Source organism: Rhizobium sp. RAF36 (assembly GCF_052114105.1).
Lineage (GTDB): Bacteria > Pseudomonadota > Alphaproteobacteria > Rhizobiales > Rhizobiaceae > Rhizobium.
Map to the genome: position 1 here is coordinate 607,960 of NZ_JBFREC010000001.1, position 14,760 is coordinate 622,719.

A 14,760-nucleotide genomic window follows, 5' to 3' on the forward strand; every position below is an offset into this window, starting at 1 on the left:
CCGGATCAAGCCTGTCGCTTTGCCAGGCGCATCGCCGCGGCCTCGATCATCAGGGTGACACCGGCCTCGAAGAACATCCCGGCGCCGCTGTCACGGTAGTGCAGAACGGCGCGGCTCGTCAGCGGATATTTGACGGCTGCCTCGTCAAGCTGCTTCGTGTTGGGCTGCGGCTCCGCCTGCTCTTCGATCACGCAGCCGAGCGTATAGCGCCCGAGGGCGACGAGAAGCTCCATCGCGGTCTCCGGCGTCATCCCGGCATCCACGAGCAGGCCGATCTGAGTTTCGACCTTGGCAAGATCCTGCGGGTCGGCCTCCGTTCCAGCATGCACGCGCCCGCCATCACGATAGGCAAGCAGAGCGTTGCGAAAGCTGCGGCAGTTGGCGAGCAGATAGGCGCTCCACACGTCTCCGGGTTTTGGTGCCGCATGCGTATGGCCGCGTCTCAGAATCTCGGCATTCATCGCGTCGATCAGCGCGCGCTTTCCCTTGAAATGCCAATAAAGTGCTGGCTGGCGGATGCCGAGGCGCTCGGCCAGCGCGCGGGTGGAGAGCGCGTCCAATCCCGCTTCGTTCAAAAGCAGAAGCGCCTCATCGACAATACGCTGGCGGTCGATCTTCATCTCGTTGGCAATCCTGGTTGCGTTTTCACCTTATCATCGATAAGTAACTTATCACTGATAAATTTTGGTGAACGATATGAAGAAAGCGCTCAGCGTCGTCTATGCGACCGTGGTTCTCGATGCGGCGGGGATCGGCCTGACCTTGCCGATTTTTCCGCGTCTTCTGCGCGATGTCGGCCATACGGACGATCTCGGATGGCGGTTCGGCGCCTTTCTGGCGCTTTATGCGCTGATGCAATTTCTGTTTTCGCCCGTGTTGGGATCGCTATCCGACCGGTTCGGACGCAAGCCCGTTCTGCTCGTCTCGCTTGCGGGCGCTGCGATCGACTACGTGTTTATGGCCTTGGCTCCGGCACTCTGGATGCTGTTTCTCGGCCGTGCGATTGCCGGCCTTACCGGCGCGAGCAATGCCGTCGCGGCGGCCTGCGTCACGGATGTAACAGAAGAACATGAGCGCGCGCGCCGCTTCGCACAGCTAAGTGCCTGCTTCGGCGTCGGTTTCATTGCCGGGCCTGCTATCGGCGGGATCCTTGGCGAATATTCCGTTCGGCTGCCGTTTATTGCCGCCGCGGTGCTGAACGCTCTGAACTTTGCCGTGGCGATTTTCCTGCTGCCGGAAACCCGCAAGCGCAGCGAGGGAGAGGAGGGGCAACCGCTGTCGCCCTTCACGCATTTCAAATGGTTGTTCAGCTTCAAGCCGCTGCTGACGCTGATGGCGGCTTATTTCCTGCTGGCTTTCATCGGCGAAGTCGGCGGCACCGTGTGGGTTCTCTATGGCCAGGACAAGTTCGCTTGGTCGGCGATGATGGTCGGCATTTCGCTGGCCGCCTTCGGATTTTTCCATGCGGTGGTACAAGCTTTCGTGGCCGGACCGGTCAGCGAACGCTGGGGAGAGCGGCGCGCAGTGCTGATCGGCGTCATTGCCGACAGTATAGCCTATGTGACGATCGCGTTTCTGAGTGAGGGGTGGATGGTGTTTTTCCTGATGCCGTTGTTTTGCCTAGGCGGCATCGGCGCGCCGGCGTTGCAGTCGCTCGTCACGGCGAATGTCGATGCGGAGGCGCAGGGCAGGGTCCAGGGCCTTTTGGCAAGCATGGTCAGCCTCGCCTCGATCGCCGGGCCGCTGGCGATCAGCACCATCTATTTCGCCTCACGGGACGTCTTTCCGGGGCTTGTCTGGGTGCTTGGTGCTGCCGTTTATCTGGGACTTCTGCCGCTGATTTTCAGTCGCCGCCCTGCTGTCTCGTCATGAGCCATTTTGCAATGCATGGCTGTGCAATACCTGATATCTGCAGGGAATATTTCACCTATGGTGGCGTAAATCGCGATAGAGGTGTGGAAATCGCCCCATGTCACGCCTTCGTCACGCGACAAGCTTATCGATAGTGTGCTTAATAAGCCCTGCGAAGCGAGGGGATCGCTAGCGTTTCCGTTCCTGGCCCGCCACCTGGTGGGCTTCGATATTCTACCGCCATTAGAATACGGACGCCGATTATGATCAGACTTCACATTTTATTCGCCGTCGCGTTCATGGTTGCGATGTGTTCGCTGGCATTTGCGGTCAGCTACAACCATTCGAAGACAAGCGATAGCCACACCAACGGAAGCTCAGGCTTCCTCTGGCTCTCGGCTTCCAGTTGAGCTGAGGGCTGAGCGCAAGGATGCCTCGATTAGCGGTTGCTCACTGCATAAACGCAGCTATCGCCTTCCTGATGAACGCTTTCTCCGAAGACCGGATCACAATCCGTACCCAGATATGCGGCGCCGTGTGCGCTCGCATAGGCTAATATATCCTGGGACGTCGCAGACTTGCGGCGCAGTTGCTCGCTTCCGTTCCATATATCGAAATAGGCAGGCGACCACATGACGGCCGCGCCAAACTTGGTCGCGAATATCTGCTGCCGGCGAGACGTATACTCGAAACCGAGCGCCGCGATTTCGGGCAGCCGTTTCGGCCAGATCAGGAACTTTGTATCCGGAGGAAGCTGGTGATCGGCCCAACTGCCCAGCGCCTGCCATTCATGGCTCACTTCGAGGTTTTTACGCTGGTAGAGGTATGTTGGATAAGACAAGAAGATCACGGTCATCGCGGCAATCGTGCAAAGGGCTACGATCGCAACGGTATGCTTTCCTTGCCGATCCTCGTCCTTTCCACGACGGTTTGCCGCTCGATAGAAAGCAAGCAGCACGCAAGCGAAGGCGGCGCTGAACCAGACGGCGACGAGCGCGATGGAAAGGGTCAGTCCGCGAAAAGCAACTGCTCGGTCTGGCGCCGCCATCCATGCGGCAGCGAGCAGTGCGACAGCGAATGTCGAAAGCATCATGATCATCACCGCGCTGCGAATAAGGTGCAGGTTCAGGACCAACGCTGAATCGGTGACGAGCGGCGCTGCTGCGCCGATGACAAGCAGCGCACTCGCGCCTCCCGCCAGATGTCGCAAGGCGTTCGCCTGACGGCCGAGCTGCGCGGCGGCGAGAAAGCATGACAGGGCGGCAGCGGCCAAGGCAACCACTTCCAGCCAGCTGTTGCCGTCGAGGAAGAAGTGAGCGGGATAGAACCCTCTCAGAAACTGCCTGTAGGAGAAGGCTGGAGCTTCAAGGATCTGGTGGTTCGACAGGACGTTGAGCAGCGGCGGCACCAGGAGCACGCCGCCGATCAGTGATCCGAGCAGGCCGCGGACCATCAACGCACGCCAAGAGATGGCGCCGATGCGGAGTTGATAGGCCGCCAGAAAGCAAAGCGGCAGGATCATCCACACCGCCATGAAGGCGTTGAGAAAGAATGTCAGGGCCGTGGCAATGGCGGCCTGCGCATATCTGCCGCGCACGGCATAGGAAAAGCCGAGGATCAACGGCGCGTTCGCTAGCTCGGAATGGGTGAAATAGTTGAGCATCACGCCGGCGCCGCCCACTGTCGTGCCTTGCAGGCAGGCAGCCATAGCGAGCAGCAACACGTAGATATTGAGCACCCGTCTTTCGTGGAATCCGAAGCTTCGCGCCAGATGCAGCGCGGCGGCCAGCAGCGAAGAATGCGTGACGGCGAGCCAAAACGCCAGGAACAGTTTGGGATTGACGATCTCTCCGGCGCCGATGAAGACGATCCAGAAACCGGACGAAAAGTGCTGCAGTGACTGGATGAAGGGATCGCTGGCAAACTGCGGCAGCGCAAACGAATTCATCAGTATCGGCAAATGATAGACGTTGTTGTTATCGATCGGCAGATAGCCGGTGCGTAGAAAGCTGAGCACAGTTGCCAGCAAAACCACTGAATAAGGGTGCCACCTCAGGATGCGGGCGAGGGGATTGCGAGATCGGGTCAGCACTTGGCTATCCACAGGCATGTCTCAACGGGCGGCAAGGATGACGGCAATGATGGAAAATCCTACCAGCCAGCTCTTGCGATCACGCAGCGCGAAAGTGATCGGGTCGTCGTGCAACATGCGGCGATGGGCAAGCATAAGCGTCCTGCTGGTCCAGTAGAGGAAGAGCGGGCACAGACCCCAGAGGATATGCGGATGGCTGTATAGGCTGGCCACTTCAGGAGATGACACATAAAGAGCGAGAACGGTGATCGAGTTCATTCCGGCTGCGGCGGCAAGTGCGGCAATCACCGGAAGATCGGTAAGACGGTAGTCGCGATTGTCCGGATCTGCGAGGCCGTTGTCGAAGCGCGCGGCGAGTTCGATATGCCGCTTCGTCAACGCCAGCGCGGCGAAAATCATAAGCGAGAACGTGAACAGCCATTCCGATACGACAACGTCGATCGCCGCTGCACCTGCAAAGATCCGGATCGTGTAGAGGATTGCCAATGTTACCACATCGACGATCATTTTCTTCTTGAGTGACAGCGAGTAGATCAGCGTTCCGGCGAAATAGACTGCCAGAAGGAGCGGAAATAGCGGCGGCAGCAACGACGCGACGGCGAATGCTGCGATTGTCAGTGCAGGTATGAGCACCAGCCCTGATGCCAGGGATGCCCTGCCGGCAGCAAACGGCCGCAGATGCTTGCTTGGGTGAGCTCGGTCGGCCTGCAGATCGAGCAGGTCGTTCAGCAGATAGACGCCCGAGGCACACAGCGAGAAAGCAATGAATGCGAGCGCCGCGGCCAATAAGGCCGCAGGTGTAAATTCGTGCGACGTCAGGGCCGGAACGAAGATCAGGGCGTTTTTGGCATATTGATGCGGCCGCATTGCCGCCCAGAGCGCCCGGTATCTATCATGGCGGGGTGCCAGTTTCACATGCGAGGGATGGGCGGCATCAAGCCGGTTCGATTGACGGGCCGATAAGCCGATGCTGAGTGCCTTGCGGGCATGCGGCCAGATATGAAAATCATCGCCGCTATTGCCGATGTAATCAAAGCCATTGCGGCCAAACGCGGCGATCAGCGCATCGGCTTTCCGCTGGCCTTTCAGATTGATCGCTTCATCCGACGCGAAGATCCCATCGAGAAGAAACGGCATTTGTGCGGCCACGGCTTCTGCATGCTGCCGGTTAGCCGCCGTTGCGAGATAGACCTTGCGCCCCTGATCCTTGGCGGCGACGATCGATGCCAGCACCTGTTCGCTGAATGGAAGCCTGGCGTAGTCGATCTGCGATAGCCCGGCGAAATGCGCTTTTAATCCGGCTCTGGAGCCTATCGCAGAGTTCGATGGGAGAAGGGCACGCCATCCATTTCTGGCGATCGAGTCGAATATGCTTTCCAGGAAGAGATCCGAACGCACCAGCGTACCATCGAGATCCACGACGAGCGCGATATTGGTGTCTTCGGCCGGGCGATCAATCCCGGTCTCATCGCCCGTAAAGGGTGCGCCGTATTCGGCGTCTGCCTTGAATTCGTGACTCATCATGCGCCGACCACCAAAGGAACCGGGCTATAATCGGCGAAAAAGATTAATCAAATCGTGGGTGCCGCTACGAAAGCCGTGCCTTACCCGCTCTCAATCCCGCAGGCGCAGTTCGTCTGTCTGCATCTGCATCGAGCCCAGCGTTTCCAGGAAGCTCATGCCGAGCAGGCTCTGGTCGAGCTTGCCGTCTTCGGCGACGCTGGCGGCGACACCGGTGCGGACGATGGGGCCGATGGCGACACGGTCGAGCGTGACGGGTGCTGCGCGGGTGCGGCCGTTGGCGGTCATGACGGTCATCGAGTAGTCGAGGTTTTCGGGGATGATGCCGATGCGTTCGGCGTCGGCATGCGAGAGCGCGACCATGCTGGCGCCTGTGTCGACCAGCATCTGAATTGTCTGGCCGTTGACCGAGACGTCGGCCTCGAAATGGCCGTTCAGCAGCTTGTGCAGGATGATCTCGCTGCCGCCTTCGCTGGTGGTGACGACGACGGCACGGCCGGGGACGAGCCCGGCCAATAGCCGGTTGCCGACGCTGAGCAGATCCTGCCGGTAGAGATAGACGGTGGCGAGCGCCAGGATGATGACAAGCCAGATCATCAGGTTGCGCATCGTTTCGCCGATATTGCGACGGCTCGCCCAGATGCCGGCCGAGAGCATCAGCGCGATCGGCAGAAGATAGACCATGCGCCCGAAATCGTCGGTCTCCATGCCCATGATGCGATCGTTGCCGTTGTTAAAGACGAGGATGGCGAGGCCGATGCCGAGGATCAGCAGGAAGATCGTCAGACGGCTCATGCAGGCCGCCCCGTATCGATGCTTTGCCGGCTACTCTCCGCGTGCGCCGCGCCTTCGAAGAGCCTGGCGGGCAGAATCGCCATCAGGCTGGCGCGTTCGGCATCGGAATAGCGCATCCAGGCGCCGATTTCCTCGATCGTGCGGCCGCAACCCGTGCAAAAACCGGTTGCAGGATCGATGGCGCATACATGGATGCAGGGTGTTTGCATGAAGGATATATCGTTGTTTCACAAGGCCATGGCAAGGGCGCAGAGCGCGGCGATCTCGGAAATCTGTTCGGCGGCGCCGAGCGTGTCGCCGGTATGGCCGGCGAGTTTTCGGCGGATATAGAGGGTCACTGCGAGGACCGAGATTCCGGAGGCCAGCAGGCTGCAGACAAGCGGCAGCAGACCGAGTGCCGGCCAGATGATGAGGGCGGCGAGCAGGCATCCCGAGACCAGCGCCATATGCATCGCACCTTCGCCGGGCTTGCCAGCGGAGGCGGCAACACCGTCTGTCTTCGCCGGCGGCAGGCGATGCCAGTGCCAGACGAGCGCGGCGCGGCCGAGGCAGGCGGCGGCCGGGATGGCGAGCGCGGCCTCGAAGGCCGATGCTTCGCGGGCGATGGCGGCGAGTGCTGCGGCGCGAAGCGCAATCGAGAGGATCAGCGCAATGGCGCCGTAGCTGCCGATGCGGCTATCCTTCATGATGACGAGAGCATGGTCGCGGTCACGTCCGCCGCCGATGCCGTCGGCGGCATCGGCCAGGCCATCCTCGTGCAGTGCGCCGGTGATGACGGTGAGCGCTGCGATCGCCACCAGCGCCGACATCAGCCGGTCGGCACGCAGGCCCAGCATCATCAGGAAAATTGCAGCAGGGATGATGCCGATCAACAGGCCGGCCAGCGGGAAGGCGCGGGCAGTCCGGCCGAGCTTGCCGTCGTCGCCTGCAAAGACGAAGGAGGGCATGGGAATACGGCTCAGGAACGCGACGGCGCGGGCGGTATCGATCGCATAGGCCTTGATGATCATGTCCCCACTTCATGCATGGAAGCTGCGGCGCTTTTGGAGTTGTTCGCCTCTGCCGCTGGCTTTAAGAGAGTCGCGACGAAAGAAGCCGATTTGCTGCGAAAAGACAAGTTGGCCCCGGATCGCCGGGAAAGAGCAAGAAGACAAGGAATCCCCATCCATGAGCGTTTCAGGCCTGCCGTTCGACGATTTCCGTGCGCTGCTGCGCGAGCTGCCGGGACCGGATGCCCGGGCGCTGGTTGCGGCGCGTGAACGCGACGCGCAGCTGACAAAGCCGCCGGGCGCTCTCGGCCGCCTGGAAGAAATCGCCTTCTGGCTGGCGGCGTGGACGGGCAGGGCACCTGCCGTCAACCGGCCGCTGGTGGCGATCTTTGCCGGTAACCACGGCGTTGCCCGTCAGGGGATCACGCCGTTCCCGCCATCCGTCACGCAGCAGATGGTCGAGAACTTTGCCGCTGGCGGTGCTGCGATCAACCAGATCTGCGTCGCTTACGATCTCGGCCTCAAGGTGTTCGACCTGGCACTCGATTACCCGACCGGTGACATCACCCAGGAAGCCGCACTTTCCGAGCGCGACTGCGCCGCCACAATGGCCTTCGGCATGGAGGCGATTGCCGGTGGTACGGACCTCCTCTGCATCGGCGAGATGGGTATCGGCAACACGACGATTGCTGCAGCGATCAACTACGCCCTTTACGGCGGTTCGGCACGCGACTGGGTCGGTCCGGGTACGGGTTCGGAAGGCGAGATGCTGGAGCGCAAGGTGGCGGCCGTCGAGCGCGCCGTCGAGCTGCACCGCGATCATCTCGACGATCCGCTGGAGATCATGCGCCGCCTTGGCGGCCGCGAAATTGCGGCGATGGCCGGTGCGATCCTGGCGGCCCGTGTCGAGAAGATCCCGGTCCTGATCGACGGCTATGTGGCGACAGCTGCCGGTGCTATCCTGCAGGCGGCCAATCCGTCGGCGCTCGACCACTGCCTGATCGGCCATGTCTCTGGCGAGCCCGGCCATCTCCGGGCCATCGAGATGCTCGGGAAGACGCCGCTTCTGGCGCTCGGCATGCGGCTTGGCGAGGGCACTGGTGCTGCTCTGGCGGCCGGTATCGTCAAGGCGGCTGCCGCCTGCCATTCCGGCATGGCGACCTTCGCGCAGGCAGGTGTCACCAACAAGCATTGATCGGGCGCCTTGCGTTCAGCTTTGTGACAGGTTGATGACGGACGCTTGCGGCGCGGACCAGGAAACGGTATTCGCATTTTCACTGATGGACGGCGCAGGGCGCCGTCCCCGACCGCAAGACGAGGACGCCTTGGAAAAACCTGCCGTTCGAAAGCTGACCGGTGTCAGCCACTTCTTTGCCGCTGCGAGCTATTCCTGGGCGGGATTTCAGCGTCTGATCAAGGAATCGGCTTTCCGGCAGGAACTGCTGTTCGGCGCCGTTTCGCTGATCCTGCTGATCGCTGTCGGCGCGACGCTGTCCGAACTGGTGATCGCGGTGATCCTGCTGCTGGCACTGTTTGCCATCGAGGCGCTCAACACGGCGATCGAGGAAGTCATCGACCGCATTTCGCCTGAAATCTCGATGGTCGGCAAGCATGCCAAGGACCTCGGGTCTTTCGCCGTGCTCTGTATGCTCAGCGCCTGCGGGCTCTTCCTGCTGTTCACGATCGGCAAGCATCTGATCGCCATCGTCTTCGGATGATATTCAGGCCGACCCTTAAATATTAAGGTTGTGTAAATAATAATTGTACGTTTCGGTTGTTTTCGTTTTGCGCGACAGGTGCATACGGGGGCGACGATTGGCACATCTTCAGGCGAATGCGGTTCACCAGGTTGAAGGCGGCGAGAAGGCCAGAGACCTTGGCTATATGGGGCTGGCCGCGCTTGGCCTGACCTTTCTCTTCTTATGGCTGTCGCAACAGGGCGGCGTCTCGTCGGCGATCGGCATCGGCGGGCTTATCGTTGCTGCCTCCGCTGCCGTCGGCGGTGTCATGGGATTTCTGTTTTCCGTGCCGCGTATCATGACGAAAGAGGCACCTGCCGTTCCGCCTGCCGATGCCAAAGCCAGCGCGGACGGCGGGAAATCGCCGCGGCGCGAGAGGTTGCTGTCGTCCAATACCAATCTGGAGCGAATTTCCGAATGGCTGACAACGATGCTGGTCGGCGTCGGGCTGACGCAGGTGGCGAGTCTGCCTTCGCATCTGAATTCGTTTGCCGATTTCATCGACAAGCAGGCCAGTGGCCTCTTCGCGGGAGCCAATGCGCCGCTGCTGAATGCTGTCACCGTCTCGTCGCCTTTCCTGCTTGTCTTCGGGCTGATCGCCGGCTTCATCTTCTTCTACCTCTACACGAGGATCTATCTGTCGCCGCTGTTCCAACAGGTGGAAATCCTGCTGGATAAGGATCCGGGTGAGCAGAAGCTCGGCGAGCAGACGACAAAGCAGATCGTCGATAGCGTGCCTGTCGAGGATCGAGACGCCTTTCTGTCCTACCTGACGAGCAGTGACCGTCTGTCCGTCAATCAGGGGATCGAGATCATTTTCGACCTGCTTTATCAGCCCGGCGGCTATGAACAGGCGATCGCGATCGGCACCAAGCTTGCGAGTACACCGGCCTCGAAGATAGCCCAGTTCTGGTTCCTGATGGCTGCGGCCTACGGGCAGAGGCACCGCGCACTGCGCGTCAGCGAGGCTGCTCCGGAAGAGTTGGCGAAGACGAAGAAGGCGGTGCTGAGTGCCGCAAAGCAGGCGATCCTGCTCGACCCGTCCTACAAGGAGAATCTGAGAAATCTGACGCGGCTGGATAGTATCGACAACGACCTGGGAGACTTCCGTGATGACCCGGCGTTCCGTGCGCTTCTCGCAGGCTGACGTTAGGCGAAACTCTTGCGCTTACGGGAGACGGCGTGCGCTTCCTCGACGGCAGGAAGGCTCTGCAGGACGCGTTTGCCAGGCAGGATGGCGATGACTTCGGTGCCTTCGCGGAGTTTCGATTTGAGCACGAACTGGCCGTCGTGCTTGGCGAGGATCGCCTGGACGATCGGCAGGCCGAGGCCCGTGCCCTGTTCGGCGCTCTTGATTGCGATCGAGCCCTGACCGAAGGCGGAGAGGACGATCGGGATTTCTTCTTCCGGAATACCGGGACCATTGTCCTTGATCGAGATGTACTGCCCGCCGCCGGCGGTCCAGCCGACCTTGACGTGGATCTCGCCGCCCTGGGGCGTGAACTTGACGGCGTTCGACAGCAGATTGAGCACGACCTGACGCATCGATTTCTCGTCGGCCCAGACGGAGGGAAGCTCTGGCTCGAATTGCTGGCTGATGGCGATGTTCTTGCCGCTGGCGCGCAGCTGCACCATGCCGATGCAATCCTCGGAAATATCGAGCAGCGAGATCGCCTCTTCGCTGAGCTCGTATTTTCCGGCTTCGATGCGGGAGAGGTCGAGGATCTCGTTGATCAGGTTCAGCAGATGCTGGCCGGAGCGGTGAATGTCGCCGGTATATTCCTTGTAGGTTGGGTTGTTGAGCGGGCCCATCACCTCCGACGACATGACTTCGGAAAAGCCGAGGATGGCGTTCAGCGGCGTGCGCAGCTCATGCGACATCGAGGCGAGGAAGCGGGACTTGGCAAGGTTCGCTTCCTCGGCGCGGCGGCGCGCTTCGTCCGACATCGACTTGGCAACTTCGAGCTCGGCAATCAGGTCGTCTTTTTCCGACTGGAAGGAGAGGATGCGCAGGTTCTGCTTGAACAGACGGTCGCTGATATAGCTGAAGAAGATAACGGTGGTGGTGAAGAGTGCCGTGAGGCTGAGTTCGAGGACGTCGCGGGAAATCCCGGCCTTGGCGGCGAGCGCTATGATCGCAGGCGTAAACGTGACGAGCACCGATGGCGCCAGCATGAAATTCGACATTGCCGTCACCGACAACGCAATCAGCAGCGTCGCACCCTTGTAGAGAATGAAGCTGGAGGGCTCGCAGGCAGGGCAGCTCTGGAAGGCGAAAAAGGCCCAGGCAAGTCCGATCGGCAACTGGCCGGCGAGAAGCGCGCGGCGCCATTTGCGGGCGGATTCTGCCGTCATTTCCTGTTTGCGGGCGCGCCGGACGAGATAGACGTTGGCGGCATAGGCGACCAGCGTTGCGACCGCCCAGAAGAAGATCTGCGTGTCACCGGTAAAATAGATGCCGAGAGCGGCGATGATGATGACGAAGAGCGGCATCAGGGCGGCACCCTGCGTGAAGGCCGTCATATACATGCGCAGGACGTCGCGGTCGAAAGCTGCGGTCGAAGAATGGCCGGACTGCAAGCGCTCGCGTGTCTGCCGAACAGCCTTGGAAACGGGCTTGTTGCGGTGACTGCGGGACTTGTCGACGATAATCTTATCGGTCGATGTGCTGACGCCGTTACTCATTTGCACTTGAATACTTGATCCGCGGGTGTTTCCACCGTAACCGGCAAATCTTAAGAAGGTGTTTGCCATTTCTCTCAACGGTTTGTTTTTGAAGGAGGCGGAAGCGTGACGCGCGGCTTCAGGACGATACGCGACGGCGTGACTGCCTTTGCCATGCTGGCGCTGATCTGGCTGATCGCGGCCAAGCTCAACGATCAGCCGGAAACGGTGCATAGCGGCGCGTTTCATGCGGCGGATGGCGATAGTCTGGCGATCGGCGGCGAACGCATGCGGCTGAAAGGCATCGATGCGCCGGAGCTCGTGCAGAGCTGCGAGCGGAACGGTAGGCCGTGGTCATGTGGCCGGGAGGCCCGGGATGCGGTGCAGCGGCTGGTCGCCGGCGCTGGCACGCAATGCGGCGGGATCGAGCGCGACCAATATCAACGGCTGCTGGTGATCTGCCGGAGCGGCACTCTCGACATCAATGGCGAGATGGTTCGAACCGGCATGGCGGTCTCCTATGGCGATTACCGGCGGCAGGAGGACGAGGCCCGCGCCAGACGCTCGGGTCTCTGGGCAGGGACATTCGAGCGGCCGCGGGACTTTCGCGATGACGAGAGGCTGCATTCCGGCGGCATCGTCAGGATGATCGGGCAGGCGGTCGGATGGGAATGACGATCGAGACGTTGCAGGGCGAGATTGCTGCCTGCCGCATCTGCCGGGATGCGCCGCTTAATCCGTCGAAACCTTTGCCGCATGAGCCGCGTCCTGTTGTCATCCTGTCGCAAACCGCGCGCGTGCTGATTGCGGGGCAGGCGCCTGGCCTTCGCGTCCATGAAAGCGGCATTCCGTTCAACGATGCCTCGGGCGATCGCCTGCGCGACTGGCTGCAGGTCGGCCGCGAGACCTTCTACGATGCAAACCGTTTTGCGATCGTGCCGATGGGCTTCTGTTTTCCGGGATATGACGAGAAAGGAAGCGATCTGCCGCCGCGCCGGGAATGCGCGCCTCAATGGCGAAAGCAAGCGATGGATTTGATGCCGCAGATCGAGCTGATCCTGACTGTCGGCCAGTATGCGCAGGCCTGGCATATGGGCACGGCGCGGCAGGCCAACATGACTGATACGGTCAAGGCGTGGCGCGACACGCTGTTTTCGAACCGGTCACCCGCGGTCTTGCCGCTGCCGCATCCGAGCTGGCGCAACAGCGGCTGGCTGAAGCGCAATCCATGGTTCGAGGAAGAGTTGCTTCCAGTTCTTCGCAGTAGAATTAAACTGCTTATAAACTGAAACAAAATTCTTTTCCCGCGCCGGAATCGCGATATACAGAGAATATAATTCGAAAGGGCTTTCGCATATGGACCGTCTCGACCGTAAGATACTGCGCCTGCTGCAAGAAGATTCGACCCTGGCGGTCGCTGATCTCGCCAAGAAGGTCGGCCTTTCGACAACGCCTTGCTGGCGCCGTATCCAGAAGATGGAAGAAGATGGCGTCATCAAGCGCCGTGTCGCCATTCTGGATCCCGAGAAGGTCAACACCAAGGTCACGGTTTTCGTGTCGATCCGCACGGCAACGCATTCAATCGAATGGCTCAAGCGCTTCTCCGAAGTCGTGGTGGAATTCCCCGAAGTGGTCGAGTTCTACCGGATGAGCGGCGATGTCGATTATCTGCTGCGTGTCGTGGTGCCTGACATCGCCGCCTACGACGCCTTCTACAAGCGGATGATCGCCAAGATCGAAATCCGCGATGTGTCCTCAGCCTTCGCGATGGAACAGATCAAGTATTCGACGCAGCTGCCACTCGACTACATGCTGCTCGACAGCGCCAAGTCCAACGAGGACTGAGCTATTTCAGACAGGCGATATTGCATCGCTCGCCAGCTCGCTCATTGCATCCTTGCTGATACATCTCGCCGTCTTGCCGGAGTTATCCGCAGGGCGGCGAGCCAGTTTTAGCGCCTGCGCATGGCAGGTCCTGAGCAGCGTGATCAACTCCGCTGCGCTGGGCGAAAGCCCGATCATTTTTCCAGGCGGGCGAGCAGCGAGGACGTATCCCAGCGATTGCCGCCCATCGCCTGAACGTCGCCATAGAACTGGTCGACGAGGGCGGTGACGGGCAGCTTGGCGCCGTTGCGGCGGGCTTCGGTCAGCACGATGTCGAGATCCTTGCGCATCCAGTCGATGGCGAAGCCGAAATCGTATTTTCCCTGGTTCATCGTCTTGTGGCGGTTTTCCATCTGCCAGGAGCCCGCAGCCCCCTTGGAGATGACATCGACAACCTTCTCGATGTCGAGGCCGGCGCGCTTGCCGAAATGGATGCCTTCGGCGAGGCCCTGAACAACGCCGGCAATGCAGATCTGGTTGATCATCTTCGTCAGCTGGCCGGAACCGGCAGGTCCCATCAGGCCAACCATGCGGGCATAGGCGTCGATAACGGGTTTGGCCTTTTCGAAAACGGCTTCGTCGCCGCCGCACATGACGGTGAGCACGCCGTTTTCGGCGCCGGCCTGGCCGCCGGAAACCGGGGCGTCGATGAAGTCGCAACCCTTGGCCTTGGCGGCTTCATCGAGTTCGCGGGCGACTTCGGCGCTGGCCGTCGTGTTGTCGATCAGGATCGCGCCTTTCTTCATGCCTTCGAAAACGCCGCCCTTGCCCGTGGTCACCGAGCGGAGATCGTCGTCGTTGCCGACGCAGGTGAAGACGAAATCGGCACCGGCGACAGCTTCGGCCGGGGTTGGTGCGGAGGCGCCACCGAACTTGGCGACCCAATCGGCGGCCTTGGCGGCAGTGCGGTTATAGACCGTAACGTCGTGGCCGCCTTTCGTTTTCAGATGACCCGCCATCGGGAAACCCATGACGCCGAGACCGATGAAAGCGACTTTTGCCATATGCCAGATCCTTTTCGTGATGTGGGGGCATGCTTAGCGGAAACCGCCGTTGCTGAAAAGTCGTCACGAGCAAGCGCGGTACGGCCCGCTGCCGGCTGCCGGGGAATAAAATTCTGCGGGATAGCCGGTTTGAGGTGAGGAAAGTTTCCGTTGGGACAAAACTCACAAATATAAATGTCGATCTAATTTATAGAGTTTCTCATTATCAGCCATCACAACGC

At 60.6% G+C, this 14,760-nt stretch carries 15 protein-coding genes; 7 read left to right on the plus strand and 8 right to left on the minus strand.

Features of this window, described 5'->3' with window-relative positions; genetic code table 11:
* Positions 1 to 5: 5 nt before the first annotated feature.
* Positions 6 to 620, minus strand: coding sequence for a TetR/AcrR family transcriptional regulator C-terminal domain-containing protein (locus AB4Z25_RS03040; protein ID WP_112539323.1), 615 nt, complete (start codon positions 618 to 620; stop codon positions 6 to 8).
* Positions 621 to 696: 76 nt separating this feature from the next.
* Here AB4Z25_RS03040 and tet point away from each other — a divergent pair, with 76 nt between their 5' ends.
* Positions 697 to 1,872 carry a Tet(A)/Tet(B)/Tet(C) family tetracycline efflux MFS transporter gene (gene tet / locus AB4Z25_RS03045; RefSeq protein ID WP_112539406.1) on the plus strand — a complete coding sequence of 392 codons (1,176 nt, stop codon included), beginning with the start codon at positions 697 to 699 and terminating at the stop codon, positions 1,870 to 1,872.
* A 418-nt stretch (positions 1,873 to 2,290) separates the two neighbouring features.
* Here the strand turns inward: tet and AB4Z25_RS03050 are convergent, their stop codons facing one another.
* The 5 genes from AB4Z25_RS03050 to AB4Z25_RS03070 all read right to left on the minus strand — a co-directional run bounded on the left by AB4Z25_RS03050 (position 2,291) and on the right by AB4Z25_RS03070 (position 7,269).
* Positions 2,291 to 3,943 carry a hypothetical protein gene (locus AB4Z25_RS03050; protein ID WP_162698784.1) on the minus strand — a complete coding sequence of 551 codons (1,653 nt, stop codon included), beginning with the start codon at positions 3,941 to 3,943 and terminating at the stop codon, positions 2,291 to 2,293.
* Positions 3,944 to 3,964: 21 nt separating this feature from the next.
* Positions 3,965 to 5,467 (minus strand): UbiA family prenyltransferase, encoded by a 1,503-nt coding sequence (locus tag AB4Z25_RS03055; RefSeq protein ID WP_442207850.1) that lies wholly within the window; start codon positions 5,465 to 5,467, stop codon positions 3,965 to 3,967.
* 90 nt (positions 5,468 to 5,557) lie between these two features.
* Positions 5,558 to 6,259, minus strand: coding sequence for a retropepsin-like aspartic protease family protein (locus tag AB4Z25_RS03060; RefSeq protein ID WP_112539317.1), 702 nt, complete (start codon positions 6,257 to 6,259; stop codon positions 5,558 to 5,560).
* A complete protein-coding gene (locus AB4Z25_RS03065; protein ID WP_112387162.1) occupies positions 6,256 to 6,468 on the minus strand; it encodes a DUF1289 domain-containing protein in 213 nt (70 codons plus the stop codon). Before AB4Z25_RS03065 ends, AB4Z25_RS03060 begins: the two co-directional genes overlap by 4 nt.
* An 18-nt stretch (positions 6,469 to 6,486) precedes the next feature.
* Positions 6,487 to 7,269: an adenosylcobinamide-GDP ribazoletransferase gene (locus AB4Z25_RS03070; RefSeq protein WP_112539315.1), complete on the minus strand. Its 783-nt coding sequence runs from the start codon at positions 7,267 to 7,269 to the stop codon at positions 6,487 to 6,489.
* 157 nt (positions 7,270 to 7,426) lie between these two features.
* Between AB4Z25_RS03070 and cobT the strand changes: the two genes are divergently transcribed.
* The 3 genes from cobT (at position 7,427) to AB4Z25_RS03085 (ending at position 10,134) form a co-directional block, all read left to right on the plus strand.
* A complete protein-coding gene (gene cobT, locus AB4Z25_RS03075; protein WP_112387164.1) occupies positions 7,427 to 8,443 on the plus strand; it encodes a nicotinate-nucleotide--dimethylbenzimidazole phosphoribosyltransferase in 1,017 nt (338 codons plus the stop codon).
* A gap of 85 nt (positions 8,444 to 8,528) precedes the next feature.
* Positions 8,529 to 8,966, plus strand: a complete 438-nt coding sequence (locus AB4Z25_RS03080) for a diacylglycerol kinase (RefSeq protein ID WP_112539404.1) — start codon at positions 8,529 to 8,531, stop codon at positions 8,964 to 8,966.
* A gap of 97 nt (positions 8,967 to 9,063) precedes the next feature.
* The gene (locus AB4Z25_RS03085) at positions 9,064 to 10,134 is read left to right on the plus strand and encodes a hypothetical protein (protein ID WP_112539313.1); all 1,071 of its coding nucleotides are present in this window, start codon (positions 9,064 to 9,066) and stop codon (positions 10,132 to 10,134) included.
* Positions 10,135 to 10,136: 2 nt separating this feature from the next.
* On the opposite strand, the gene AB4Z25_RS03090 is transcribed toward AB4Z25_RS03085, so the two are convergent.
* Positions 10,137 to 11,672: a sensor histidine kinase gene (locus AB4Z25_RS03090; protein ID WP_112539311.1), complete on the minus strand. Its 1,536-nt coding sequence runs from the start codon at positions 11,670 to 11,672 to the stop codon at positions 10,137 to 10,139.
* Positions 11,673 to 11,777: 105 nt separating this feature from the next.
* Here AB4Z25_RS03090 and AB4Z25_RS03095 point away from each other — a divergent pair, with 105 nt between their 5' ends.
* The 3 genes from AB4Z25_RS03095 to AB4Z25_RS03105 all read left to right on the plus strand — a co-directional run bounded on the left by AB4Z25_RS03095 (position 11,778) and on the right by AB4Z25_RS03105 (position 13,496).
* Positions 11,778 to 12,326, plus strand: coding sequence for a thermonuclease family protein (locus AB4Z25_RS03095; protein ID WP_442207851.1), 549 nt, complete (start codon positions 11,778 to 11,780; stop codon positions 12,324 to 12,326).
* A complete protein-coding gene (locus tag AB4Z25_RS03100; RefSeq protein ID WP_112539402.1) occupies positions 12,323 to 12,940 on the plus strand; it encodes a uracil-DNA glycosylase family protein in 618 nt (205 codons plus the stop codon). The genes AB4Z25_RS03095 and AB4Z25_RS03100 overlap by 4 nt, the downstream gene beginning before the upstream one ends.
* Before the next feature lie 67 nt (positions 12,941 to 13,007).
* The gene (locus AB4Z25_RS03105; RefSeq protein WP_112387170.1) at positions 13,008 to 13,496 is read left to right on the plus strand and encodes an Lrp/AsnC family transcriptional regulator; all 489 of its coding nucleotides are present in this window, start codon (positions 13,008 to 13,010) and stop codon (positions 13,494 to 13,496) included.
* Between the two features lie 173 nt (positions 13,497 to 13,669).
* Here AB4Z25_RS03105 and AB4Z25_RS03110 read toward each other — a convergent pair whose 3' ends face one another.
* Positions 13,670 to 14,539 carry an NAD(P)-dependent oxidoreductase gene (locus AB4Z25_RS03110; RefSeq protein ID WP_442207852.1) on the minus strand — a complete coding sequence of 290 codons (870 nt, stop codon included), beginning with the start codon at positions 14,537 to 14,539 and terminating at the stop codon, positions 13,670 to 13,672.
* Positions 14,540 to 14,760 lie beyond the last annotated feature (221 nt).

Excerpts from the sequence above, each read along its gene's own strand:
- AB4Z25_RS03040 (WP_112539323.1), bottom strand. The coding sequence starts at position 620 with ATGAAGATCGACCGCCAGCGTATTGTCGATGAGGCGCTTCTGCTTTTG.
- tet (WP_112539406.1), top strand. The coding sequence starts at position 697 with ATGAAGAAAGCGCTCAGCGTCGTCTATGCGACCGTGGTTCTCGATGCG.
- AB4Z25_RS03055 (WP_442207850.1), bottom strand. The coding sequence starts at position 5,467 with ATGATGAGTCACGAATTCAAGGCAGACGCCGAATACGGCGCACCCTTT.
- AB4Z25_RS03060 (WP_112539317.1), bottom strand. The coding sequence starts at position 6,259 with ATGAGCCGTCTGACGATCTTCCTGCTGATCCTCGGCATCGGCCTCGCC.
- AB4Z25_RS03065 (WP_112387162.1), bottom strand. The coding sequence starts at position 6,468 with ATGCAAACACCCTGCATCCATGTATGCGCCATCGATCCTGCAACCGGT.
- AB4Z25_RS03070 (WP_112539315.1), bottom strand. The coding sequence starts at position 7,269 with ATGATCATCAAGGCCTATGCGATCGATACCGCCCGCGCCGTCGCGTTC.
- cobT (WP_112387164.1), top strand. The coding sequence starts at position 7,427 with ATGAGCGTTTCAGGCCTGCCGTTCGACGATTTCCGTGCGCTGCTGCGC.
- AB4Z25_RS03080 (WP_112539404.1), top strand. The coding sequence starts at position 8,529 with ATGGACGGCGCAGGGCGCCGTCCCCGACCGCAAGACGAGGACGCCTTG.
- AB4Z25_RS03090 (WP_112539311.1), bottom strand. The coding sequence starts at position 11,672 with ATGAGTAACGGCGTCAGCACATCGACCGATAAGATTATCGTCGACAAG.
- AB4Z25_RS03100 (WP_112539402.1), top strand. The coding sequence starts at position 12,323 with ATGACGATCGAGACGTTGCAGGGCGAGATTGCTGCCTGCCGCATCTGC.
- AB4Z25_RS03105 (WP_112387170.1), top strand. The coding sequence starts at position 13,008 with ATGGACCGTCTCGACCGTAAGATACTGCGCCTGCTGCAAGAAGATTCG.
- AB4Z25_RS03110 (WP_442207852.1), bottom strand. The coding sequence starts at position 14,539 with ATGGCAAAAGTCGCTTTCATCGGTCTCGGCGTCATGGGTTTCCCGATG.